This is a genomic window from Streptomyces sp. NPDC024687 (genome assembly GCF_055559055.1).
In genome coordinates, this window is record NZ_JBVHLJ010000006.1 from 456,047 (window position 1) to 476,290 (window position 20,244).

Consider the following 20,244-nt stretch of genomic DNA (forward strand, 5'->3'; position numbering starts at 1 on the left):
CATGAACCTTCCTACACCCACCACGCCTGCCGGGCGGGACGGTCTGCGGGCGCTTCTCGCGGAGCCGCGGCGGGCGGTGATCGGGCTCGACTTCGACGGGACGCTGGCGCCGATCGTGGCGGATCCGGAGCAGGCGCGGGCGCACCCCGAGGCGGTGGCCGTCCTCGCCGCCCTGGCACCGAAGGTGGCCTCCGTCGCGGTGATCACCGGCCGCCCGGCCGAGATCGCGGTCCGCTACGGCGGCTTCGCGGGCGTACCCGGCCTGGAGCACCTGACCGTCCTGGGTCACTACGGCGCGGAACGCTGGGACGCGGCGACGGGCGAGGTCACGGCGCCCGAGCCGCATCCCGGCGTGGCCGCGGTCCGTGCCGAGCTGCCGGAGCTCCTCGACGGGACCGGCGCCTGGGTCGAGGAGAAGGGCGGCCGGGCGGTGGCTGTGCACACCCGCCGCGCCCCGGACCCGCAGGCCGCGTTCGACGCCCTCCGCGCCCCTCTCGGCGACCTGGCCGCCCATCACGGCCTGATCGTCGAGCCGGGCCGACTGGTCCTGGAACTGCGTCCCCCGGGCATGGACAAGGGCGTGGCCCTGCTGACCCACGTCCGCGACCTGTCCGCCGGCTCCGTCCTCTACGCCGGCGACGACCTGGGCGACCTGCCCGCCTTCGCCGCGGTCGACCAACTCCGCGGCACCGGCACCCCCGGCCTCCTGGTGTGCAGCGGCAGCGACGAGGTGGCGGAACTGCGCAAGCGGGCGGACCTGGTGGTGGACGGCCCGGCCGGTGTGGTGGGCCTGCTGCGGGACCTGGCGGAACGGCTCGCCTGACCGCCGCCGGCCCGCAGCCGACGTTCAGCCGGCCCTCAGCGCTCCGCCCGCCGGGCCTCCCGCACCCTCCGCAGCCGGTTCACCGTCACCGGGTCGAAGACGAGCGCGCGTTCGTCGTCCAGCAGGGCGTTGAGCAGCTGGTAGTAGCGGACCGGCGCCAGGCCGAGTTCCTCGCGTATCGCCCGCTCCTTGGCACCGGGCCCCGCGAAGGAGCGTCGCTCCAGCGCGAGGATGTCCCGCTCCCGGCGGTCGAGTTCCGCATGCTCCATGCCCCCGACCGTAACGCCCGCCACTGACAGACAGCGCCTACAGGGCGCCTACTCGGCGTTCCGCGCGGTCAGCTGCAACGCGCGCAGCACCTCCGTGGGGTCCCCGTCGGAGCTCACCGCGGAGCCGATCCGCCGTTTCACGGCCGCGCTGACCGAGGCCCACGACGTCTTCCCCACCGGAGGCAGCTCCGCGGAGGGCAGCGCGTCGAGGAAGGGCTTGAGGTCGGCGTCCCGGGAGGCCCTGCTCATGACCTCGGAGGCGGAGTTGGTCACCGGCAGCAGGTCGTACTCCCGTGAGAAGGCGAGCACGTTCTTCTCGCTGTAGACGAAGTCGAGGAAGTCGCCCACCTGCTCGGCGTGCCCGTTCTGCTTGAAGGCCATCATCCAGTCGGCGACGCCCATGGAGTTCTTGGTCGGCCGGTCGGTGCCGGGCATGGGCACCATCCCGAACTTCACCCCCTTCTCGGCGGCGATCTTCATCAGCGAGGGGTGCCCGTTGAGCATCCCGACGTCCCCGGCGGCGAACGCCGAGAACGCGGCGGCCCGGTTCAGGTTCTCGGGTGCGACCGGACCGGTCAGTCCCTTGCCGACGAGGTCGTCCTTGAGCCAGGTCAGCGTCGCGATGTTCTCGTCGGAGTCGATCCCGTACGTGCCGACGTCGTCGACGTACCCGCCGCCCCCGCTCAGCAGCCACTGCATGGTCTCGGCCTGCGCCTCCTCGGGGCCGAGCGGCAGCGCGTACGGGTACTTCACCCCGTCCGCCTTGAGCGCCTCGGCGTCGGCGGCCAGCTGCTTCCACGTCTTCGGCGGGGTGAGCCCGGCGTCGGCGAAGAGGGTCTTGTTGTAGAAGAGCAGCCGGGTCGACGCGGCGAACGGCATCCCGTACTGCATCCCGTTGATCCGTCCCGCGGAGCCGAGCTGGGCGACGAAGTCGGCCTGTTCCCGGATCCCGATCAGGTCGTCGGCCTTGTAGAGCAGCCCCTTGTCCGCGTAGTCGGCATAAGCGCCGATCTGCGCCATGTCGGGAGCCTTCCCGGCGTCGACCAGCTCCTTGACCTTGCGGTCGACGTCGGTCCAGGAGTACACGCTGACGTCGATCTTCACGCCGGAGTGCCGGGCCTCGTACTCCTTGACGAGTTCGTCCCAGTACTTCTGGGAGCTGTTGGCCGAGCTGTCGCCGTAGTCGGCGGCGACCAGCTTCAGCGTCACCTCGTCCGATCCTTCGCCCATCCCGCAGCCACCGAGGACCGCAGTCATACCCAGTGCGGACACCGCCGCGATCGTTCCCGTCCTACGCCGCCGCACCGACAACCGCCCCACACTCACGTTCGAACACTTTCGTAAAGTCATACATATTCCAGAACTAAGGTCTACACCACGTAAGTGGACTAGACCTCTCGCGGGTTCAAGGGTCACACTGTCCCCCGTGAGACATGTCATCGCCCTCGACGTGGGCGGCACCGGGATGAAGGCGGCCTTGGTCGGCGCGGGCGGCGAGCTCCTGCACCGGGCCCGCCGGGCGACCGGCCGCGAGCGGGGACCGGACGCGGTCGTCGACGGCATCCTCGACTTCGCCGCCGAGCTGCGCGCGTACGGCACCGAACACCTCGGCGCCCCCGCGGCCGCGGCCGGCGTCGCCGTCCCCGGCATCGTCGACGAGGACCTCGGCGTCGCGTCCTACTCCGCCAACCTGGGCTGGCGGGACGTCCCCCTGCGCGAGCTGCTCGCCGACCGCCTCGGCGGCGTCCCGGTAGCCCTCGGCCACGACGTCCGCACCGGCGGCCTCGCCGAGGGCCGCGTCGGAGCCGGCCAGGGCACGGACCGCTTCCTCTTCGTCGCCCTGGGCACCGGCATCGCGGGCGCGATCGGTATCGCGGGGCGGGTGGAGGCGGGCGCGCACGGCTTCGCGGGCGAGATCGGCCACGTCGTCGTACGCCCGGACGGCGCCGCCTGCCCGTGCGGCCAACGGGGCTGCCTGGAGCGGTACGCCTCCGCGGCCGCCGTCAGCGAGGCCTGGGCCTCGGTCACCGGGAACCCGGAGGCGGACGCGGCGGACTGCGCGAAGGCGGTGGAGGCGGAGGACCCCAGGGCGCGGAAGGTCTGGCAGCACGCCGTGGACGCCCTCGCCGACGGCCTGGTCACCGCCCTCACCCTCCTGGACCCACGCACCCTGATCATCGGTGGCGGCCTGGCGGAGGCGGGGGAAACCTTGTTCACACCGCTGAGGGAGGCGGTCCGAAGCCGGGTCACCTTCCAGAAGCTCCCGACGATCGTCCCCGCGGCCCTGGGCGACACAGCGGGCTGCCTCGGCGCCGGCCTCCTGGCCTGGGATCTCCTAGACACTACGAACGGTTCGGAGGTAACGCCCTGATGGCAACGCCGCTAGGGGCGCGGGGAACTGCGCGACCAGCCACAACGAACCCGCACCCCGCAACGGGCAAGACCCCCCTCGTCCTGTCCGGCGCCACGGTCGTCCTCCCCACAGGAACCGTCAAGAACGGCCGAGTGATCGTCGACGGCACCCGCATCACCGCCACCGCCCCGGAGAACGCCCACGTCATAGACGTAACCAACCACTGGCTCGTCCCCGGCTTCGTCGACCTCCACAACCACGGCGGCGGCGGAGCCTCCTTCTCCGGCCCGGCCGAGGACGTGCAGAAAGCCATCCGCGTCCACCGCGAGCACGGCACGACCACCCTCGTCGCCTCCACCGTCACCGATGACATGGACTTCTTGGTCGGGCAGGCCGGTCTGCTGTCGGAACTGGCCGAGCAGGGGGACATCGCCGGGATCCACTTCGAGGGCCCCTTCATCTCGCCGTGCCGCAAGGGCGCGCACTCGGAGGCACTGCTGCGCGACCCGGACCCGGCCGAGGTCCGCAAGCTGATCGACGCGGCACGCGGGCAGGCCCGCATGGTCACGCTGGCCACCGAACTCCCCGGCGGCCTCGACTCCGTACGGCTGCTCACCGAGCACGGCGTGATCGCGGCGGTGGGCCACACCGACGCGACGTACGAGCAGACCGTCGAGGCCATCGACGCCGGGGCCACGGTCGCCACCCACCTCTTCAACGCGATGCCGCAGATCGGGCACCGGGCACCGGGCCCGATCACCGCCCTCCTGGAGGACGAGCGCGTCACCGTCGAGCTCATCAACGACGGCACGCATCTGCACCCCGCCGCCCTCCGGCTGGCGTTCCATCACGCGGCGGCGCACCGGGTGGCCTTCATCACGGACGCGATGGACGCGGCCGGCATCGGCGACGGCCGCTATCTGCTCGGCCCCCTGGAGGTGGAGGTCAGTGAGGGAGTCGCCCGGCTGGTGGAAGGCGGTTCGATCGCGGGCTCGACGCTCACCCTGGACCGTGCCTTCAAGCGGGCGGTGACGATCGACCGGCTGCCCGTCGAGGACGTGGTCGCGGCGATCTCCGCCAACCCGGCCCGGCTGCTGGGGATGGCCGACCGCGTCGGCTCCCTGGAGCCCGGCAAGGACGCCGACCTGGTCCTCCTCGACCATCATTTCGACCTCAAGGGCGTCATGCGCCGGGGGGAATGGGTGGTCGATCCCCAACTGGTCTGATCTGTCCCGCTGTTGGGGCCGGGACGGTCCTGGGAGACTGGACGGGCACATTCTGTCGTCGGGGGACACGTGGGAGGTCGGCCAGGTGATCCTCACGGTCACACTGAACACCGCTCTCGACATCACCTATCGCGTACGGTCACTGCGGCCGCACACCAGTCACCGGGTGACCGAGGTCGTCGAACGCCCCGGCGGCAAAGGCCTGAACGTGGCCCGGGTGCTGGCCGCGCTCGGCCACGAGGTGACGGTCACCGGCTTCACGGGCGGCGCCACGGGCCGCACGGTCCAGGACCGGCTCACCGCCGTACCGGGCCTGGTGGACGCGCTGGTCCCGGTCGGCGGCCCGACCCGGCGCACGATCGCCGTCGTGGACGATCGGTCCGGCGACACCACCCAGCTCAACGAACCGGGTCCGACGGTGACGCCCGCGGAGTGGTCGGCCTTCCAGGAGGCGTACGAGGATCTCGTCCCGTCCGTCTCGGCGGTGGCCCTGTGCGGGAGCCTGCCGCCGGGGGTGCCGGTGGGGGCGTACGCGGGTCTGATCCGCACGGCGAAGGCGGCCGGCGTGCCGGTCCTCCTCGACACCAGCGGGGAGGCACTGCGCCGCGGGGTCGCCGCCCGCCCGGACATCCTGAAGCCGAACGCCGAGGAACTGTCCGAACTGACCGGCTCCCACGAACCGCTGCGCGCGACGCAGGACGCCCGGCGGCGGGGCGCCCTCGCCGTCGTCGCCTCCCTGGGCAAGGAGGGCCTCCTGGCGGCCACGCCCGAGGGCCGCTGGCGAGCCGCCCTCCCGGCACCGGTCCACGGCAACCCGACGGGCGCCGGCGACTCGGCGGTGGCGGCCCTCCTGTCGGGCCTGGTCGAACAACTCCCCTGGCCGGACCGCCTGACCCGCGCGACCGCGCTGTCCGCGGCGACGGTACTGGCCCCGGTGGCGGGCGACTACGACCGAGCAACCTACGAGGAGCTGCTGGGCCGGGTCACGGTCACGGGGGAGGCCGGCGCGGCGTGAGCCCTACTGGTCGACGTTCTCCGTCACGGTGAACTGGTCGAGCAGGGCGTTGCACTGGTTGCCCTGCTGGCACGAGAGCTGGATCGTGTTGGTGCCCTTGGTCAGCGAGACCTGGGCCCAGGTCTCCTGCCATCCGTTCGCGGGGAGCCCGCCGAAGTTCTTCATGTTCAGCGGCCGGGAGGCGGGCTTGCCGTTGACCGTCATCGTCCCGTTGGCATCCTCGGCGGGGAGGGCGTAGCGGACGTAGACCCGATAGGTGCCGGCCTTCTTGATGCCGTTGACGGTCCAGGTGACCGAGGCGCCGACCTGGTTGAAGTCCTGCACGTAGACGCCGCCGTCGGACTTGGCGCCCTTCACGTCGGACGCGACGCGCGTGCCGCCCTCCAGCCGCATCGTCTTCGCGTCGGCCTTCGGAAGCTCCACCTCCGCTGCCGCCGAGGTCGACGCGCTCGGCTGCGAGGACTGCGACGTGGTCGGGGTCGTCGCCGCCTGGTTGCCCTTGTCGTCGTTCTGGCCGTCGCCGCCCGCCATCGCGATGCCGATGCCGATGACCACCGCGGCGACCACCGCGATCGCGCCGATCAGCAGACCCTTGGTGTTGGGGCCACCGCTCCGGCCGCCACCGCCGTGGCCCGGCATGGGCTGCTGGGAGGTGGGCGCCGAGCCCGGGAAGGTCTCGGGGGCCGCGTAGTGGGCGCTGGGCTGGCCGTAGCCGCCCTGGGCCTGCTGCTGCGGAACCTGGCCGTACGCCGCGGTCGGCGCGGTCGGTGCCTGCTGCTGCCCGTACTGGCGCTGGCCGACCGAGCGCGACCGGTTGACGGAGTTCGGGTAGCCGTAGCCGTAGCCGCCCCCGGACGGCGGCTGGGCCCCGTTGGCCTGGCCGTCGGCGTAGAGGTAGCCGAACGGGTCGTCGTCCTCGGGCGTGCTCGCGCCGTTGTTGCCGGACGTCATCCCTTGGTACTCCTCAGCAGGTGCGATCGGATGCGATACGTGGAGTCAGAATGGCGAGCCTACCCGCTCCCGCTGGCCCAAACAGGTGACTCGGATCGCACCAGCCCGCTGACCTGGGACTCAGCCCGCGCGTCTGTGTTGTTTGGGACGAGATCGTTTCTCGACGTACATCCGCTCGTCAGCCGACTTCAGCACTTCGTCCGCGGTCATGCCGCAGTGCGCCCAGCCGATACCGAAGCTGGCACCGACCCGCACGGCCCGTCCCTCGGCCCGGATGGGCTGGATGATCTCGTTGCGCAGGCGTACCGCGAGGTCGGCCGCGTCGGCCTTGCCGAGCCCGTCGGCGAGGATCACGAACTCGTCGCCGCCGAGCCGCGCCACGGTGTCGCCGTCACGGACGCACTGGGACAGCCGCCGGGCGACCTCGATGAGCACCGCGTCACCCGCGTTGTGCCCGAACCGGTCGTTGATCGACTTGAAGCCGTCGAGGTCGCAGAAGAGCACCGCGAGCCCCTTGGTGCCATCGTCGCGCTCCCCCTCGGGGGCGACGGTGTGCACATGGTGGTCGAAGGCGGCGAACGCCTCGGTGCCGCCCTGCCGGAAGTCGAAGCCGTGCCCGTTGGCGTCGAAGGCCGGGTGCCCGAAGGCCGCGTCTATGGACTCCAGGGCGGCGCCGGTCTGGGTGGAGCGCTGACAGAGCCGGGAGGACAGCCGCGAGCGCAGCTCGGCGGAGTTCGGCAGACCGGTCAGGGAGTCGTGGGAGGCGCGGTGGGCGAGCTGGAGCTCGCGGCGCTTGCGGTCCTCGATGTCCTCGACGTGGGTGAGCAGGAAGCGCGGCCCGTCGGCGGCGTCGGCGACGACGGAGTTGCGCAGGGACACCCAGACGTACGTACCGTCCCGGCGCGCGAGGCGCAGCTCGGCCCGGCCGCCCTCCGCCGAGGTGCGCAGCAGGGTGCCTATGTCCTCGGGGTGGACGAGGTCGGAGAAGGAGTAGCGGCGCATCGCGGAGGCGGGGCGGCCCAGGAGACGGCACAGGGCGTCGTTGGTGCGCAGGATCCGGCCGTGCTGGTCGCCGCCCATCTCGGCGATGGCCATGCCGGAGGGGGCGTACTCGAAGGCCTGCCGAAAGCTCTCTTCACTGGCCCTGAGGGCCTGCTGCTCCCTTTCGAGCCTGACCAGCGCGCGCTGCATGTTCGCGCGTAGACGCGCGTTGCTGATCGCGATGGCGGCCTGGAACGTGTACATCTGGAGCGCCTCGCGGCCCCATGCGCCCGGCCTGCGGCCGTTGCGCGGGCGGTCCACGGAGAGCACGCCGATCAGCTCGCCGCACTGGCCGCCCTGCACGCCCGGCGTGTACATCGGCGCGAACAGCCGGTCGGAGGGGTGCCACTCGTCCTCGAAGCGGGGCGCGGGCCCGTCGGTGTACCACTGCGGGACGTCGTCGTCGTCGAGGACCCAGCCCTCGGTGTGCGGGATGAAGACCAGGTCGCCCCAGGTCTCCCCCATGTTCAGCCGGCGGTCCCAGGACTCGCGCGAGCCCACCCGGCCGGTGATCAGCGCCTCGGCGGCCTGGTTCCCGGAGAACGCGGCGACCACGAGGTCACCGTCGGGGCGCACGAGATTGACGCACGCCAGTTCATAGCCGAGTGCGGTGACCACGCCGTTCGCGACGGTCTGCAGCGTGTCAGCCAGGCTGCGGGCCGTGTTCATGTCGGCCATGACCTCGTGCAGCTGTCGCAGGGACGCAAGACGGACGTACGGCTCCGACTCGCTCTCCATTGCTCGCCCTCCCCCCGAGACCTCGCAGCGAATCAAGGGTTCTCTTCGGCGTATCTTCCGTGCCGTTTCGTTGGTGCGCTTCGTCGGTACTTCCCCGCCACTGAATCACAGCGCGCTGCCCACTCGGTACACAGGGTCAACAATTAGCGTCCCTTGTGACTCAAGTCACAGCGAAAGATGAACAATTGAGTGGGGTTTCTGCGTTTTTCCTGTGCGTTTACTGAACGTAAACTTTGGCCGTTTGTGAAGGCCGTCACGTCTCCGCCGGTAGACCTAGGTCCGGCCTCGGACGAAGGCCCGATGCGGGCCGCCCCGACGTGACATTAGCGTTCCAGGCGTGCCGAACACTGCTGCCGCCACCGCGCCGATGATCCCTCCGCCCGCTTCCGGGCATGCTGTGGGGGTGAGCAACGACGAGTTCCGCGCCGCCATGTCCCGGCTGGCCGGGGGCGTGGTCCTGGTGACCGCGTTCGAGCCGCCGCTCGACGCGGAGGACCCCAAGGTCGAGGACGTCGGCATGACGGCCACGGCGTTCCTGTCGGTCTCCCTGGACCCACCTCTGGTGCTGGTCAGCCTGCGTACCGGCTCCCGCATGGACGACCTGCTCGACGAGCAGCCGCTGTGGGCGGTGTCCGTCCTGTCCGAGAGCCAGCGGCACATCGCCGGCCGCTTCGCCATGAAGGGCCGCATCAGCGACCGCCTGCTGTTCGAGGACATTCCGTACGTCCGCGGCTCGGCGACCGGCGCCCTTCTGGTGCGCGGCGCCCTCGCCACACTGGAGTGCCGCACCGAGCAGCGCGTGGAGGCCGGCGACCACACCCTGGTGATCGGCCGCGTCCTGACCGCCGACGTACCGAGCGCGGAAGGTGGGCCGCTGACGTATTTCCGCGGCCGGTACCGGCAGTTGGGATGAATTGCGTGGCGGTGTGCGTCCGGCCCGTCCTAAGGTCCCCGGATGACATTCGCACCCCGTCTCGAAGAGATCACACCCGGGAATTTCGAAACGGCGACCGGCATACGCGTCCGCCCCGAGCAGGAATTCGCGGTCTCCCCCGTGATGCAGTCCCTCGCCGAGGCCTACGTCCATCCCGCGGGCGTCGCCTGGCCCCGCCTGATCGTCGACGGTGACCGCACGGTCGGCTTCCTGATGGCCTTCCTCGACATCGACTGGCGCGCCGACGGCGGCACCGTGACCCGCTCCGGCCTGTGGCGCCTGAACATCGCGGCGGACGCCCAGGGCAGGGGGTACGGCCGTTTCGCCGTGGAGTCCGTCGCCGCGGAGCTGCGCCGCCGGGGCACGAAGGAGCTGTACGTCACCTGGCACGAGGGGCCGGACGGCCCGGCGGAGTTCTACCTGAAGCTCGGTTTCCGCCGCACCGGGGAGTTGAGCGAGGGAGAGACGGTGGGAGTTCTGGACCTGGCGCAGGGCTGATCCGGTCGGATACGAACGATCTGGTGACGGTACGAACGATCCGGTCGTGTACGAACGTGAACGCGAGCCGTCAGCCCCAGTCCCGGCCCTGTCGCCCCCGCTTGGTGTCCGACCGCTGCTTCTTCTCCCGCAACCGGCGTTCGTTGATCCCGCGCGGGATGCGTGTCGCCCTGCGGGGCTTGGGCGGCGGCGCGGTGGCCTCTGCGAGCAGCGCCGCCAGCCGTACGGCCGCGGTCTCGCGGTTGCGCCACTGCGAGCGGTGCTCGGAGGAACGGACGATGACGACCCCGTCGACGAGCCGCCCGGCCAGCTTGGCCAGCGCCCGCTGCTTCCACACGTCGGGCAGGGACTCGGTGCGGGCCAGGTCGAACCGCAGCTCCACCTGGGAGTCACTGGTGTTGACGTGCTGGCCACCGGGGCCGGAGGAGCGCGAGAAACGCCACATGAGCTCGGCCTCGGGAAGGGAGACGGAGCCGCGGATGACGTGGGGACCGGACATGGGGTCCATGTTCCCGGGTCTGTCCGGTCCACGTCACCCCAATATCGCCTGTCCGTCCCCCGGGTGGGCTTGGGTAAAGAAAGTAAAGAAGCGGGGAACCTTCGACACCGCTCGCGGCGTTCATAGAGGTAGCTGTAGCTTCGTGCCCGTTACTCAACGAAGGAAGGGACTCCCAACAATGGCTGTAAGCCTGTCCAAGGGTGGCAACGTCTCGCTCACCAAGGAGGCTCCGGGCCTGACCGCCGTCACCGTGGGCCTCGGCTGGGACGTCCGCACCACCACCGGCACGGACTTCGACCTCGACGCGTCCGCGATCGCGGTCAACCCCGAGGGCAAGGTCTACTCCGACGCCCACTTCGTCTTCTTCAACAACAAGCAGACGCCGGACCAGACCATCGTCCACACCGGTGACAACCGCACCGGCGAGGGCGCCGGCGACGACGAGGCGATCAACGTCAACCTGGCCGGCCTCCCGGCCGACGTCGACAAGATCGTCTTCCCGGTCTCGATCTACGACGCGGAGAACCGCTCGCAGAACTTCGGCCAGGTCCGCAACGCCTACATCCGCATCGTCAACCAGGCCGGCGGCGCCGAGATCGCCCGCTACGACCTCTCCGAGGACGCGGCCACGGAGACGGCGATGGTCTTCGGCGAGCTGTACCGCAACGGCGCGGAGTGGAAGTTCCGCGCGGTGGGCCAGGGCTACGCGTCCGGCCTGGTCGGCATCGCCCAGGACTTCGGCGTCAACGTCTGACACCCGCTGCACTGAGCTGAGCTGTGCTGGAGCCCCTGGTCTTGTCGGCCGGGGGCTCCCGGCGTTCTGTCTTACGCGTGCGAGACGAACGCGGTCCAGGTGGCGGGGGTGAAGGCGAGGCGGGGGCCGGTGGGGGCGTTCTTGGAGTCGCGGACGTGGATCGTGTCGGGGGTGGCCGCTATCTCGACGCAGGACTCACCGTTGTTGCCGCCGCTGTAGCTGCTCTTGAACCACGCCAGTTCGGAGGTCATGTCTCTCCCTACGCCTGTGAGACGAACGCGGCCCAGCTGGTAGGGGTGAAGCCCAGGCTGGGGCCCGTGGTGTCGTTCTTGGAGTCGCGGACGTGGATCGTGCGGGGTGCTACCGCGATCTCGACGCAGGAGTTGCCGTCATTGCCGCTGCTGTAGCTGCTCTTGAACCACACCAGGATCATGTCTCTCCCTACGTCTGCGAGATGAACACGGTCCAAGTGGTTGAGGCAAAGGTGAGGCGGGGGCCGGTGGTGTCGTCCTTGGAGTCGCGGACGTGGACGACGTGGGGAGCGGAGGCTATTTCGACGCAGGAGTCGCCGTCCGGCCCGCTGCTGTAGCTGCTCTTGAACCACTTCAGCTCGGAGTGGGTTCCGGCAGATGCCTTGCGGATCATGTTTCTCCAAGCATGCGCTCGATGCGGGCCAGTGACTCCTGAGGCGAGAGAGCCTGCGCCCGGATGGTGCCATACCGCAGCTCAAGGATGCGGACCTGCTTCGGGTCGGAAGTGGGCCGGCCGTTGAACGCACCGTCGGACCGCCCGGCAGCCGTACCGTCGGGGAACTTCAGGATCTCGATCCTGCCTCCCAGACCGGGGTGCGCCCCGCCGTTCGTCGGCATCACCTGAAGCGTGACGTTGCGCAACCGGCCTACCTCCAGCAAGTGTTCGAGTTGCTGCCGCCACACCATTGTGCCGCCGACGCAACGCCGTAGCACTGCCTCTTCAAGGACGAAACCGAGTGCGGGGGCGGGTGATCGCTCGAAGATGGACCGCCTGGCCATACGAGCCGCCAGTACGCGCTCCAGGTCGTCCTCCGAGTACGCGGGCTGCCAAGCCTCGAATAGTGCCCGAGCATGTGCGGGCGTTTGCAACAGACCGTTGACGCTGATGCACTCATACACCCCGATCTCAGCGGCCTCCGCCTCCAACTTGGCCAGCTCCCGAACCTTCTTCGGATACCGGACCTTCTTGACGTCCTCCCAAGTCGCGGCGATGAGCCCAACCGCACCCAAAACCTCGTCGGCCCTGTCCAGATACTCCTGTCGAGGAATCCGCTTCCCGCCTTCGACCTTGTAGACCAGGTCCTCCCCGTACCCCACCGCCTCCCCGAACTCGGCGGCCCGCATCCCCACTGCCTCGCGCCGCAACTTCAGTTGGCGACCCACCGTGGCGATCACCGCGACACCCCACTCGTCGTCGGGATCGACCTCCCACCCCGGCTCGACCGTCTCGCCGTCCACACCCATCCCGCACCCCTCCGCCGTACGTCCGTACCCGCGACGCCCTACCCCGACAACCGCCCCCGACAGCCCGGACACGACCGGACAAGCTCCGGACAGTCACCGTACGTACCGGAGTCGTCACTGTTCACGGTAAGCACCCACGGCCACGCTGAGTGACGTGAATCAAGAAACCGCCGTCATCCGCAACTTCAGCGTCCTGCTGTCCCCCACCCCGCGTGGAGCACGCCTAGCGCGCCTGCTGGCGGTCGAGCAACTCCGCGAGTGGGGACTGCCGTTGCACCCGGCGGAGCACATCGTGGCGGAGCTGGCGGTGAACGCGGCCACGCACGGCCGGGTCCCGGGACGCGACTTCCGCCTGACGCTCTACGTCGTCGGCGACACCCTGCGCATCGAGGTCACGGACACTCGGGGCGACCGCCTTCCGCACATCGAACTCCCCGCGCCGGACGCGGAGTCGGGCCGAGGTCTCGTACTCGTGGACGCGCTCGCCGACCGATGGGGTGTGGCACCGGGACCCCGTCCCCGCAAGACGGTGTGGGCGGAAATCGACCTCTCACCGTCGTCCGGAAACCCGGGCTTCGGTGACGTGGGCGGTCTTCCCTAAAGAACCCCTGGGAGAAAGGAACCCAACCAAGCCCCACCTTTCCTCCCGCCCGAAGCGCAGCTCACCCGCGCGAGTGAACATCACCAACTCAGCTGGATTTCAGCCGGGTTGCTTGCTCTACGCTCAGCGCGACACAACCGCAGACCTGCTGCGGACATACAACGGCCCTCGCCGGGACTGGCATCCCAATGCGAGGGCCTGACCACCAAGGAAGTACGGCTTCCCGATGGACACGCAAGACCCTAGCGCGCCCCCGCGCGCCAAGTCCCGTACCGCTGGCAAAAACCACCCCCACACGGGTGGTCTCCGCCACGACAACGCCCGCCACACCGAACGCTTCACGGTGATCGGCAACCACCTCGCCCAGCACCCCGACCTCTCGCTCGTCGCCAGAGGACTGGCCGTCTACATCCAGTCCCTCCCCGCCGAGGCCCGCGTCGACATCAAGACCCTCGCCGCCCGCTTCCCCGAGGGCCGGGACCGTATCGCAGCCGCCCTGCGGGAACTGGAAACCCACGGCTACCTCCGCCGCACCCGCGAACGCCTCCCCGGTGGCCGCATCATCACCCGCACGGTCTCCTGCAACCGGCCCGGTCATCGCGGCCGGTCCGGAGGGGACCATGCCCCGGCGCCTCCGAAGAAGCGGCAACCGCCCCGCAAGAGGCTCCTCCCCGCCGTACCGCAACCGGGCTACCCGGCCCCCGCCCTCCTCCAGCAGGCCATCGACCTCCTCAGCACCCTCCGCCGCCACGACCCCCGCCTGCTCCTCTCGGCCACGGACACCGAACACCTGGCCCCCGGAGTCGCCGCCTGGCTGGAACGGGACCTCACCCCCACCGACGTACGAGACGCCCTGACCGCGCGCCTCCCCGCAGAGCCCCTGTACCGCCCGGCGGCCTTCCTGGCCCACCGCCTCACAGCTGAGCTGCCACCCCTGCCCCCGTACCGGCCTCCGGCCCCACCCCCGCCCATCCGGCACCCCTTCCAGACCTGCGACGGCTGCACTCGGGTCTTCCGCTCACCGACTCCAGGACTCTGCCGTGACTGCCGCACTCCCATCGCCACCACCGCCTGAGACCGCTCAGCCCCGTCCCCTTCGGCTCGCCTCGGTAGGCTGGGCTGGGCACTCTCTGGAGGACACCATGAGCACTCAGGCCGACCATGGGCACGAGCTGATCCCCCGTCCCGAGCTGACGCCGGATGCCCTGCGTGCAGCCCTCGCCGTGGTCGCTCCCGGTCGCCTTGACGAAATGCAGGCCATGAAGGACGAAGCCTTCGCCAAAGCCGTCGAGTGGCAGTCCCTCAGTCCGGTGCAGAGCTGGGTCCTGATCTGGGCCAGGGACATCGAGATCGCCCGGCGGCCGGATCTGCGCAACCGCTATACCCAGGCGGAGAACAACCTGGAACACGAGGATCCAGCCGTTGCGCAAGAGGCCCTCCGAGAGCTGAGCGCGGTCCTTGATGAGGCGCTGAGGGCAGTTCGCGAGTGAGCTGGAAATGGGAGTACGCCTTCGGGGCCGAAGAAACCGCCCGCTCCGCCCCGGCAGACTTCTTGGCCACTGTCTCGTCCCGGGCCGACGAACTCGTCAGGGCAGCTGAAGCCCTTCATCTCCACGGCCGAGCCCATAAGGGGGTCGACCCGAAGGGCGGCGAAATCATCGTCTCCGGCGGCTGGTTCCGATACCAGGTCGTCGTCCGCAGCGAGCGTGTCTACATCGTTCAGATCACTTATCTCGGATTCTGACCATGAACGTGGCGATCCATGTCTACCGAGCCATGCGGGACGTCGTTCAGTCAATGGACGACGTCCTCCCCGGCAAGTTCGAGATCACCAGGGATGGGATCGTCCACGACATGATCTCGCCCAACAGCTCCCACGAGCTGACCAGGCTTGGGCTCCGGAAGCGGCTGGAGAAAATCATGCCGATGGAGATTGTCGCCCACACCGGAAGCCCTGACGTCGAGGACGAGTCCGCGGGCATCATGCGACGTCCCGACGTGATGGTGATCGCCTGGGCGGACATGGACGTCCCGGGTTCCTTCGAGCCCCGCACCCTCATCGCCGCCATCGAGGTCGTCTCCCGCTCCAACCCCGACAACGACTGGGTGGGCAAGGTCCGCGACTACCCCCTGATCGGCATCCCCGTCTACGCGATCTTCGACCCACGCACCGGCACCGGAGCCGTCCTCACCGACATCCACCCCACCCCCGAAGGCCCCCGCTACGCCACCCGCAAGGACTTCGTGTATGGCGAGGACGTCACGATCGGTGACTGGACCATCTCCACGGAGAACCTGCCGCGCTACAAGGACTGAATCCGCACTCCGCGTGGCTGAGACGATGCGTCGGTGAACTCCTTCTCGTACGACCGCATCGGTCCTGGTCATGACCGGCCGGACCTCTCGGAGCCCAGGCAGGCCGAGCCCGGTGAGTGGCCGATGTTCGAGGCCGCGCTCGCTGTGGTCAATCGCGACGTGACGGCGACCCTGCCCGGTCAGGAAGCGCTGATACTCATGGTTGCCCCGTCCTGGCAGCCGCTGCCCGCGAGCGGGATCGACAAGGGACTGGTCCATGTGGCGATGCCGGACGGCCGTTGGCAGGGCAATGCCGTGAACGCCTTCGACCTGGAGGAGGGCGACCCGCCGGAGCCGGATGACGCGATGACGGCCCTGACGCTGGTCGCGGAAGCGGCGCAGGAGACGATCATGGAGCTGCTCTGGCAGGTCTGGCCGATCTGCCGGGAACACAAGATCGGGGTGCACGTTCGCCCCGCGGGGACCGCTGACGACTGGTGCGGGGGCGAGGCCGACCCGTCGGACCCGGTGGTGTGGTGGTGCCGGGGCAGCCGGGACGGCACAGGCCATGACGTCTGTCCGGTGGGCGAGTTGGCCGTCACCTTGCCGGGAAAGGAGCGTCGCGCACTGCGGCGCAGCGAGCGCAAACGGGACGGTGGGCGATAGGCCTGTCGGCTACGCGGAGCGCTCCGGCTTTCCGTCCCCGTACAGCCACTGCTCCCAGATCGGGCCGAAGTCCTTGTCGGGGGCGAGGTCTTCGACGTACGACGTGAAGTCCTCGGTGTCCGCGTTGCCGTGGCGGTGGGTGGTGGGCCAGTCGCGGAGGAGGGCGCGGAAGGCGGTGTCGCCGAGCTGCCGGCGGATCTGGTGGAGGACCATCGCGCCGCGCTGGTAGACAGGGCTGTCGGAGAGGTGCGCGGCGCCGGACGGCTTGCCGGGCGGGAAGTCCCAGAGGTCGTCGTAGACGTCGTCGCCGTGCGTGTACAGCTCGTCGAAGGTCTTCTGGGCGCTGTCACCGCCGTGGTCCTCGGCCCACAGCCACTCGGCGTAGGTCGCGAAGCCCTCGTTGAGCCACATGTCCCGCCAGGTCTTCGGGGTGACGGAGTCGCCGAACCACTGGTGGGCGAGTTCGTGGACGAGGGTCTCGGTGTCGGGGGCGCCGGGGAAGTAGGGGCGGTTCTGGGTCTCCAGGGCGTACTCGGCGTCCCCCATACGGTCGACGATCGCGCCGGTGGAGGAGAAGGGGTACGCGCCGAAGGTGTCCTCGGACCAGGCGATGACGGCCGGGATCTGCGCCAGCACCTTCCGGCTCGCGGCCGCCTGCGCCGGGTCGACCGCGGTGTAGACGGGCAGGCCGTCGGGGGTGGTGGTGCGGTGGATGTCGTAGTCGCCGATCGCGAGCGTGGCGAGGTAGCTCGCCATGGGTTCGGCGGTGTGCCAGTGGGACGTCGTACGGCCGCCGCTGGTCCTGCTCGCCGTCAACTCGCCGTTGGACACGGCCTGGAGGCCCTCGGGCACGGTGATCGTGAGGTCGTAGGACGCCTTGTCGGAGGGGTGGTGGTTGCCGGGGAACCAGGCCGCCGAGCCGGTCGGTTCGCCGAGGGCCACCGCGCCGTCGTCGGTGGGCAGCCAGCCCTCCTCGGAGCCGTCCGGGTCGGTGACGGTCTTCGGGGTGCCGGAGTAGGTGACGGTCACGCGGAAGGCGCGGCCCTCGTCGAGGTCGTCGTGCGGGCGTACGGTCAGCTCCCGGCCGGTGCGGTTCCAGCGGGCCGGGTCGCCGCCGACGGTGACCTTCTGGACGTCCAGGCCGTCGAGGTCGAGGTTGAGGGCGGAGAGGTCCTGGGTGGCGCGGGCGGTGAGGGTCGCGGTGCCGGAGAGCTTGGATGTGTCCGGGTCGTAGGCGAGGCCGAGGTCGTAGTGGGTGACGTCGTAGCCGCCGTTGCCGGACTTCGGGAAGTACGGGTCGCGGTCGCGCAGGCCGGAGCCGCCGGGGGTGCCGTGCACTCCGCCGTCGCACGCGGTGAGCACGAGGGCTCCCGCCAGGAGCAGGGCGGTGGGGACGAGCGGGGCACGGTGGACGAGCGGCACGGATCGGGGCACGCCGTGATCCTACGAGGGCCGCGTGACACCATCGCCTACGTGCTCGACATCGGCTACGCCCTCTCCAACCGTTTCCCGGACCCTCCGCAGACCGACTACCGCCGCGCGGACGTCCACGCGCTGCGGTACGACCTGTTCTGCGGGGACGTGTATCTCGCGGACACCAAGGAGGACCGGGAACTGTCCACAGCCTGGGGATGGGTGCCGGTGCTCGACTTCGCGTGGGCGCTGTGCGACATCGTGGAACGTCTCGACCGTGATCCGCGGGGCTCCCGCGCCTCCCGCCCCCAGCACGCCGAACTCGACTTCACCGAGTCCACCGACCGCATGCTCTTCGAGCGCCGCTTCGGGTGGGTGGACATCGAGGCCGACTGGATGCCGGTGGAGGAACCCCCGCTCACCTTCTCCCACGCGGACCTGCGCCGCGAGGCCCGCGACTTCCTCCACGACCTGATCGCCGACCTGGTCGACCTGCACGAGGACCTGGGCGAGAACCCGGCGATCTGGACGCTCCAGGCTCGATTCCCGAGGTTGAAGTGAGCGGTGAAGTGAGCGGTGAAGGAAGCGGCGGAATGCGCATGGCGGGCCGCGACATGCCGCCCCTGGTTCCTTCGGCCTGACCCCTCCCCGTCACCCCTCCCCCGTCACCCCTCCACCCGAATCCCCACCTCCGCCGCCAGCACCGGTGCCAGGTCCAGGAGTTGGGACGGGCTGATCACCGCCCCGGCGAGGCGGTCGATGCCCCGGGCGATCTCCAGGGACGCGGCGCCGCGCAGGTCGACGTCCTTGAGGGTCGCCGCCGTGAGGTCCGCGCCCTTCAGAGCGCAGTCCACGAACTCCACGCGCTCCAGGCGGGCGCCGCCGAAGTCCGGTTCCACCAGCACGCAGCTCTCGAAGACGACGTCCTTCAGGACCGCCGTACGCAGGTTCAGATAGTCGATCTTGCCGCCCCGGATCACGACCCGCTCCAGCGCCGCCCCGTGCAACTGCACTCCGCCGAGGCGCGCGTCGATCAGCTCGACGTCACGCAGGGTCGACTCCGCGAGGTCGGTGCCCACGCCCCGTATGCCGGTGAGGACCGAGTCGAGGAAGCGGGCGTGGTGGAGCCGGGTCTCGTCCAGCGCGCAGCTTCTCAGCGCGCAGTCCATGAAGCGGGCCCCCGCCCCGTCCTGCCCCACGAAGTCCGCCTCCAGGAACTCCAGACCGTCGTAGTCCCCGTCCGGCTCCAGCTCCCCTCCCCCGTACGGCTCCAGCGGTGGCAGCCGCACCTCCGGCCGCCGCGCCCCCTTCACCCTGCTCGCACCCGCCGCTCGACTCACCATGCCCCCATCCTGCACCCCACCACTGACAATCCCCTGACCTGCGCGAACAGTCCTCATGTCACATTCCGGTGCCCTCAATCAGTCATACCGGCGAGGACGACCACGACAACAAAACGCGAAACCCGAGCAGAGGGAGACCCCAGACATGCACCGCATGACCGTCATCGGCGGCGGCCTCGCCGGGCTGACCGCGGCGATCACCGCCGCCGAGGCGGGCGTCAAGGTCACCGTGTACGAGGCCCATCACACGCTCGGCGGCCGGGCCAGGACCGCCGAGGGGCCGTACCGCACGAACGACGGCCCGCACGCCCTCTACAACGGCGGCCCGCACTGGTCCTGGCTCCAGCAACGCGACCTCGTCGGACCGCTCGCACCACTCCCACCCCTGGAGGCGGCCCGGCTGCGACTGCGGCACAAGGGCGCCCTCCGCCGCACCCCGCCCTTCGCGATGCTCAAGCTCCTGCGCCGCAGCGCCCGACAGGCCCCCGTCGACGTGGACTTCATGTCCTGGGCCACCGGGCAGGCCGGCGAGGAAGGCGCCCGCGCCGCCGCCCACTACTCCGCCGTCGCCCTCTTCCACCACGACCCCGGTGCCCTGTCCGCCGCGTTCGTGCAGGAACGGCTCCGGCGTGCCACCAAGCTGCCGCCCGAGGCGCACTACCCGCTCGGCGGCTGGGCCGGCGTCGTCGACCGGATGGCCGCCCGCGCCTGGAACCTGGGCGTCCGGATGGAGACCCTGTCCCGCGTCGACACCCTCCCCACCGACACCCCGGTCGTCGTCGCCACGTCCCTCGACGCGGCCCGCCGTCTCCTCCGCGACGACTCCCTGACCTGGCCGAGCGGCCGTACGACACTGATCGACCTCGCCCTGCGCACCCGGCGCGGCGACGCCTTCGCAGTCTCCGACCTCGACTCCCCCGGCTGGATCGAACGGTTCACCGCCCAGGACCGCACCCTGGCGCCCGCGGGCGAACAGCTCCTCCAGGGGCAGATCCCGATCGCCCCGCACGAGACCAAGGCCGACGGTGTCGCGCGCGCGGAGCAGCTGCTCGATCTCGCCTTCGAGGGCTGGCGCGAGCGCGTCACCTGGCGGCGCGAGTCCGTCGCGAACGGCCGTACGGGAGCCGTCGACCTGCCCGGCACCAGCTGGCGGGACCGGCCCGCCGTCGACCGGGGTGACGGCGTCTATCTCGCGGGCGACCAGGTCGCGGCGCCCGGGGTGCTCTCGGAGGTCTCCTTCACCAGCGCGCTCACCGCCGTGTCGCTGGCCCTCGGCCGGAACGCCCTTGACCTCAAGCACGCTTGAGGTCGGAGGGTGGGTGCCCTGTC

The 20,244-nt window shown here is 70.3% G+C and carries 26 protein-coding genes; 15 read left to right on the forward strand and 11 right to left on the reverse strand.

Annotated elements, in window-relative coordinates; all coding sequences use genetic code 11:
* The first annotated feature begins 1 nt into the window (after position 1).
* Positions 2 to 823: a trehalose-phosphatase gene (gene otsB, locus ACZ39I_RS25650; RefSeq protein ID WP_467246959.1), complete on the forward strand. Its 822-nt coding sequence runs from the start codon at positions 2 to 4 to the stop codon at positions 821 to 823.
* Between the two features lie 35 nt (positions 824 to 858).
* Here the strand turns inward: otsB and ACZ39I_RS25655 are convergent, their stop codons facing one another.
* Together ACZ39I_RS25655 and ACZ39I_RS25660 are read right to left on the reverse strand one after the other, a co-directional pair.
* Positions 859 to 1,092, reverse strand: coding sequence for a DUF3263 domain-containing protein (locus ACZ39I_RS25655; protein ID WP_352388826.1), 234 nt, complete (start codon positions 1,090 to 1,092; stop codon positions 859 to 861).
* Positions 1,093 to 1,140: 48 nt separating this feature from the next.
* Entirely contained in the window at positions 1,141 to 2,442 is a 1,302-nt protein-coding gene (locus tag ACZ39I_RS25660; protein WP_467246759.1) for an ABC transporter substrate-binding protein, read from the reverse strand.
* A 76-nt stretch (positions 2,443 to 2,518) separates the two neighbouring features.
* On the opposite strand from ACZ39I_RS25660, the gene ACZ39I_RS25665 reads away from it, so the two are divergent.
* From ACZ39I_RS25665 to ACZ39I_RS25675, 3 genes are all read left to right on the forward strand, one after another.
* Positions 2,519 to 3,463: an ROK family protein gene (locus ACZ39I_RS25665; RefSeq protein WP_467246760.1), complete on the forward strand. Its 945-nt coding sequence runs from the start codon at positions 2,519 to 2,521 to the stop codon at positions 3,461 to 3,463.
* Complete coding sequence (gene nagA / locus ACZ39I_RS25670) at positions 3,463 to 4,671, forward strand: N-acetylglucosamine-6-phosphate deacetylase (RefSeq protein ID WP_467246762.1); 1,209 nt, start codon at positions 3,463 to 3,465, stop codon at positions 4,669 to 4,671. The genes ACZ39I_RS25665 and nagA overlap by 1 nt, the downstream gene beginning before the upstream one ends.
* Before the next feature lie 85 nt (positions 4,672 to 4,756).
* On the forward strand, positions 4,757 to 5,686 hold the full coding sequence (locus ACZ39I_RS25675; RefSeq protein ID WP_467246763.1) for a 1-phosphofructokinase family hexose kinase: 930 nt from the start codon (positions 4,757 to 4,759) through the stop codon (positions 5,684 to 5,686).
* Positions 5,687 to 5,689: 3 nt separating this feature from the next.
* On the opposite strand, the gene ACZ39I_RS25680 is transcribed toward ACZ39I_RS25675, so the two are convergent.
* Together ACZ39I_RS25680 and cdgB are read right to left on the reverse strand one after the other, a co-directional pair.
* Positions 5,690 to 6,637, reverse strand: coding sequence for a CBM35 domain-containing protein (locus tag ACZ39I_RS25680; protein ID WP_467246765.1), 948 nt, complete (start codon positions 6,635 to 6,637; stop codon positions 5,690 to 5,692).
* Positions 6,638 to 6,757: 120 nt separating this feature from the next.
* Complete coding sequence (gene cdgB, locus ACZ39I_RS25685) at positions 6,758 to 8,416, reverse strand: diguanylate cyclase CdgB (RefSeq protein WP_467246767.1); 1,659 nt, start codon at positions 8,414 to 8,416, stop codon at positions 6,758 to 6,760.
* A 367-nt stretch (positions 8,417 to 8,783) separates the two neighbouring features.
* On the opposite strand from cdgB, the gene ACZ39I_RS25690 reads away from it, so the two are divergent.
* Both ACZ39I_RS25690 and ACZ39I_RS25695 read left to right on the forward strand, forming a co-directional pair.
* On the forward strand, positions 8,784 to 9,329 hold the full coding sequence (locus ACZ39I_RS25690; RefSeq protein WP_467246960.1) for a flavin reductase family protein: 546 nt from the start codon (positions 8,784 to 8,786) through the stop codon (positions 9,327 to 9,329).
* A 42-nt stretch (positions 9,330 to 9,371) separates the two neighbouring features.
* Positions 9,372 to 9,848: a GNAT family N-acetyltransferase gene (locus tag ACZ39I_RS25695; protein WP_467246769.1), complete on the forward strand. Its 477-nt coding sequence runs from the start codon at positions 9,372 to 9,374 to the stop codon at positions 9,846 to 9,848.
* A 70-nt stretch (positions 9,849 to 9,918) separates the two neighbouring features.
* Here ACZ39I_RS25695 and arfB read toward each other — a convergent pair whose 3' ends face one another.
* Entirely contained in the window at positions 9,919 to 10,347 is a 429-nt protein-coding gene (gene arfB / locus ACZ39I_RS25700) for an alternative ribosome rescue aminoacyl-tRNA hydrolase ArfB (protein WP_352388834.1), read from the reverse strand.
* Positions 10,348 to 10,525: 178 nt separating this feature from the next.
* On the opposite strand from arfB, the gene ACZ39I_RS25705 reads away from it, so the two are divergent.
* Complete coding sequence (locus tag ACZ39I_RS25705; RefSeq protein ID WP_352388835.1) at positions 10,526 to 11,101, forward strand: TerD family protein; 576 nt, start codon at positions 10,526 to 10,528, stop codon at positions 11,099 to 11,101.
* A 71-nt stretch (positions 11,102 to 11,172) separates the two neighbouring features.
* On the opposite strand, the gene ACZ39I_RS25710 is transcribed toward ACZ39I_RS25705, so the two are convergent.
* The 4 genes from ACZ39I_RS25710 to ACZ39I_RS25725 are packed head-to-tail and all read right to left on the reverse strand — an operon-like array spanning position 11,173 to position 12,597.
* The gene (locus ACZ39I_RS25710; RefSeq protein ID WP_467246771.1) at positions 11,173 to 11,352 is read right to left on the reverse strand and encodes a DUF397 domain-containing protein; all 180 of its coding nucleotides are present in this window, start codon (positions 11,350 to 11,352) and stop codon (positions 11,173 to 11,175) included.
* 8 nt (positions 11,353 to 11,360) lie between these two features.
* Positions 11,361 to 11,534 carry a DUF397 domain-containing protein gene (locus ACZ39I_RS25715; protein ID WP_467246773.1) on the reverse strand — a complete coding sequence of 58 codons (174 nt, stop codon included), beginning with the start codon at positions 11,532 to 11,534 and terminating at the stop codon, positions 11,361 to 11,363.
* A gap of 8 nt (positions 11,535 to 11,542) precedes the next feature.
* Positions 11,543 to 11,746, reverse strand: a complete 204-nt coding sequence (locus tag ACZ39I_RS25720; protein WP_467246775.1) for a DUF397 domain-containing protein — start codon at positions 11,744 to 11,746, stop codon at positions 11,543 to 11,545.
* The gene (locus ACZ39I_RS25725) at positions 11,743 to 12,597 is read right to left on the reverse strand and encodes a helix-turn-helix domain-containing protein (RefSeq protein ID WP_467246777.1); all 855 of its coding nucleotides are present in this window, start codon (positions 12,595 to 12,597) and stop codon (positions 11,743 to 11,745) included. The genes ACZ39I_RS25720 and ACZ39I_RS25725 overlap by 4 nt, the downstream gene beginning before the upstream one ends.
* A gap of 154 nt (positions 12,598 to 12,751) precedes the next feature.
* On the opposite strand from ACZ39I_RS25725, the gene ACZ39I_RS25730 reads away from it, so the two are divergent.
* The 6 genes from ACZ39I_RS25730 (at position 12,752) to ACZ39I_RS25755 (ending at position 16,159) form a co-directional block, all read left to right on the forward strand.
* Complete coding sequence (locus tag ACZ39I_RS25730) at positions 12,752 to 13,198, forward strand: ATP-binding protein (protein ID WP_467246779.1); 447 nt, start codon at positions 12,752 to 12,754, stop codon at positions 13,196 to 13,198.
* 226 nt (positions 13,199 to 13,424) lie between these two features.
* Complete coding sequence (locus tag ACZ39I_RS25735; RefSeq protein WP_467246780.1) at positions 13,425 to 14,273, forward strand: helix-turn-helix domain-containing protein; 849 nt, start codon at positions 13,425 to 13,427, stop codon at positions 14,271 to 14,273.
* Between the two features lie 67 nt (positions 14,274 to 14,340).
* Positions 14,341 to 14,688: a hypothetical protein gene (locus tag ACZ39I_RS25740; protein WP_352388840.1), complete on the forward strand. Its 348-nt coding sequence runs from the start codon at positions 14,341 to 14,343 to the stop codon at positions 14,686 to 14,688.
* Positions 14,685 to 14,942 (forward strand): hypothetical protein, encoded by a 258-nt coding sequence (locus ACZ39I_RS25745; protein ID WP_352388841.1) that lies wholly within the window; start codon positions 14,685 to 14,687, stop codon positions 14,940 to 14,942. Before ACZ39I_RS25740 ends, ACZ39I_RS25745 begins: the two co-directional genes overlap by 4 nt.
* A gap of 2 nt (positions 14,943 to 14,944) precedes the next feature.
* Positions 14,945 to 15,514, forward strand: a complete 570-nt coding sequence (locus tag ACZ39I_RS25750) for a Uma2 family endonuclease (RefSeq protein WP_467246782.1) — start codon at positions 14,945 to 14,947, stop codon at positions 15,512 to 15,514.
* A gap of 33 nt (positions 15,515 to 15,547) precedes the next feature.
* Positions 15,548 to 16,159 (forward strand): hypothetical protein, encoded by a 612-nt coding sequence (locus ACZ39I_RS25755; protein WP_467246784.1) that lies wholly within the window; start codon positions 15,548 to 15,550, stop codon positions 16,157 to 16,159.
* Positions 16,160 to 16,168: 9 nt separating this feature from the next.
* Here the strand turns inward: ACZ39I_RS25755 and ACZ39I_RS25760 are convergent, their stop codons facing one another.
* Entirely contained in the window at positions 16,169 to 17,593 is a 1,425-nt protein-coding gene (locus tag ACZ39I_RS25760; protein WP_467246786.1) for a M1 family metallopeptidase, read from the reverse strand.
* A gap of 39 nt (positions 17,594 to 17,632) precedes the next feature.
* Here ACZ39I_RS25760 and ACZ39I_RS25765 point away from each other — a divergent pair, with 39 nt between their 5' ends.
* Complete coding sequence (locus ACZ39I_RS25765) at positions 17,633 to 18,133, forward strand: hypothetical protein (protein ID WP_467246962.1); 501 nt, start codon at positions 17,633 to 17,635, stop codon at positions 18,131 to 18,133.
* Between the two features lie 104 nt (positions 18,134 to 18,237).
* On the opposite strand, the gene ACZ39I_RS25770 is transcribed toward ACZ39I_RS25765, so the two are convergent.
* Positions 18,238 to 18,915, reverse strand: coding sequence for a pentapeptide repeat-containing protein (locus tag ACZ39I_RS25770; protein ID WP_352388845.1), 678 nt, complete (start codon positions 18,913 to 18,915; stop codon positions 18,238 to 18,240).
* A gap of 145 nt (positions 18,916 to 19,060) precedes the next feature.
* On the opposite strand from ACZ39I_RS25770, the gene ACZ39I_RS25775 reads away from it, so the two are divergent.
* Positions 19,061 to 20,221, forward strand: a complete 1,161-nt coding sequence (locus ACZ39I_RS25775; protein WP_467246787.1) for an NAD(P)-binding protein — start codon at positions 19,061 to 19,063, stop codon at positions 20,219 to 20,221.
* Positions 20,222 to 20,244 lie beyond the last annotated feature (23 nt).

Coding starts and splice junctions, on each gene's coding strand:
- otsB (WP_467246959.1), top strand. CDS start 2: ATGAACCTTCCTACACCCACCACGCCTGCCGGGCGGGACGGTCTGCGG.
- ACZ39I_RS25655 (WP_352388826.1), bottom strand. CDS start 1,092: ATGGAGCATGCGGAACTCGACCGCCGGGAGCGGGACATCCTCGCGCTG.
- ACZ39I_RS25660 (WP_467246759.1), bottom strand. CDS start 2,442: ATGACTTTACGAAAGTGTTCGAACGTGAGTGTGGGGCGGTTGTCGGTG.
- nagA (WP_467246762.1), top strand. CDS start 3,463: ATGGCAACGCCGCTAGGGGCGCGGGGAACTGCGCGACCAGCCACAACG.
- ACZ39I_RS25680 (WP_467246765.1), bottom strand. CDS start 6,637: ATGACGTCCGGCAACAACGGCGCGAGCACGCCCGAGGACGACGACCCG.
- cdgB (WP_467246767.1), bottom strand. CDS start 8,416: ATGGAGAGCGAGTCGGAGCCGTACGTCCGTCTTGCGTCCCTGCGACAG.
- ACZ39I_RS25690 (WP_467246960.1), top strand. CDS start 8,784: ATGATCCCTCCGCCCGCTTCCGGGCATGCTGTGGGGGTGAGCAACGAC.
- ACZ39I_RS25695 (WP_467246769.1), top strand. CDS start 9,372: ATGACATTCGCACCCCGTCTCGAAGAGATCACACCCGGGAATTTCGAA.
- arfB (WP_352388834.1), bottom strand. CDS start 10,347: ATGTCCGGTCCCCACGTCATCCGCGGCTCCGTCTCCCTTCCCGAGGCC.
- ACZ39I_RS25705 (WP_352388835.1), top strand. CDS start 10,526: ATGGCTGTAAGCCTGTCCAAGGGTGGCAACGTCTCGCTCACCAAGGAG.
- ACZ39I_RS25710 (WP_467246771.1), bottom strand. CDS start 11,352: ATGACCTCCGAACTGGCGTGGTTCAAGAGCAGCTACAGCGGCGGCAAC.
- ACZ39I_RS25715 (WP_467246773.1), bottom strand. CDS start 11,534: ATGATCCTGGTGTGGTTCAAGAGCAGCTACAGCAGCGGCAATGACGGC.
- ACZ39I_RS25720 (WP_467246775.1), bottom strand. CDS start 11,746: ATGATCCGCAAGGCATCTGCCGGAACCCACTCCGAGCTGAAGTGGTTC.
- ACZ39I_RS25725 (WP_467246777.1), bottom strand. CDS start 12,597: ATGGGTGTGGACGGCGAGACGGTCGAGCCGGGGTGGGAGGTCGATCCC.
- ACZ39I_RS25735 (WP_467246780.1), top strand. CDS start 13,425: ATGGACACGCAAGACCCTAGCGCGCCCCCGCGCGCCAAGTCCCGTACC.
- ACZ39I_RS25740 (WP_352388840.1), top strand. CDS start 14,341: ATGAGCACTCAGGCCGACCATGGGCACGAGCTGATCCCCCGTCCCGAG.
- ACZ39I_RS25750 (WP_467246782.1), top strand. CDS start 14,945: ATGAACGTGGCGATCCATGTCTACCGAGCCATGCGGGACGTCGTTCAG.
- ACZ39I_RS25770 (WP_352388845.1), bottom strand. CDS start 18,915: ATGGTGAGTCGAGCGGCGGGTGCGAGCAGGGTGAAGGGGGCGCGGCGG.
- ACZ39I_RS25775 (WP_467246787.1), top strand. CDS start 19,061: ATGCACCGCATGACCGTCATCGGCGGCGGCCTCGCCGGGCTGACCGCG.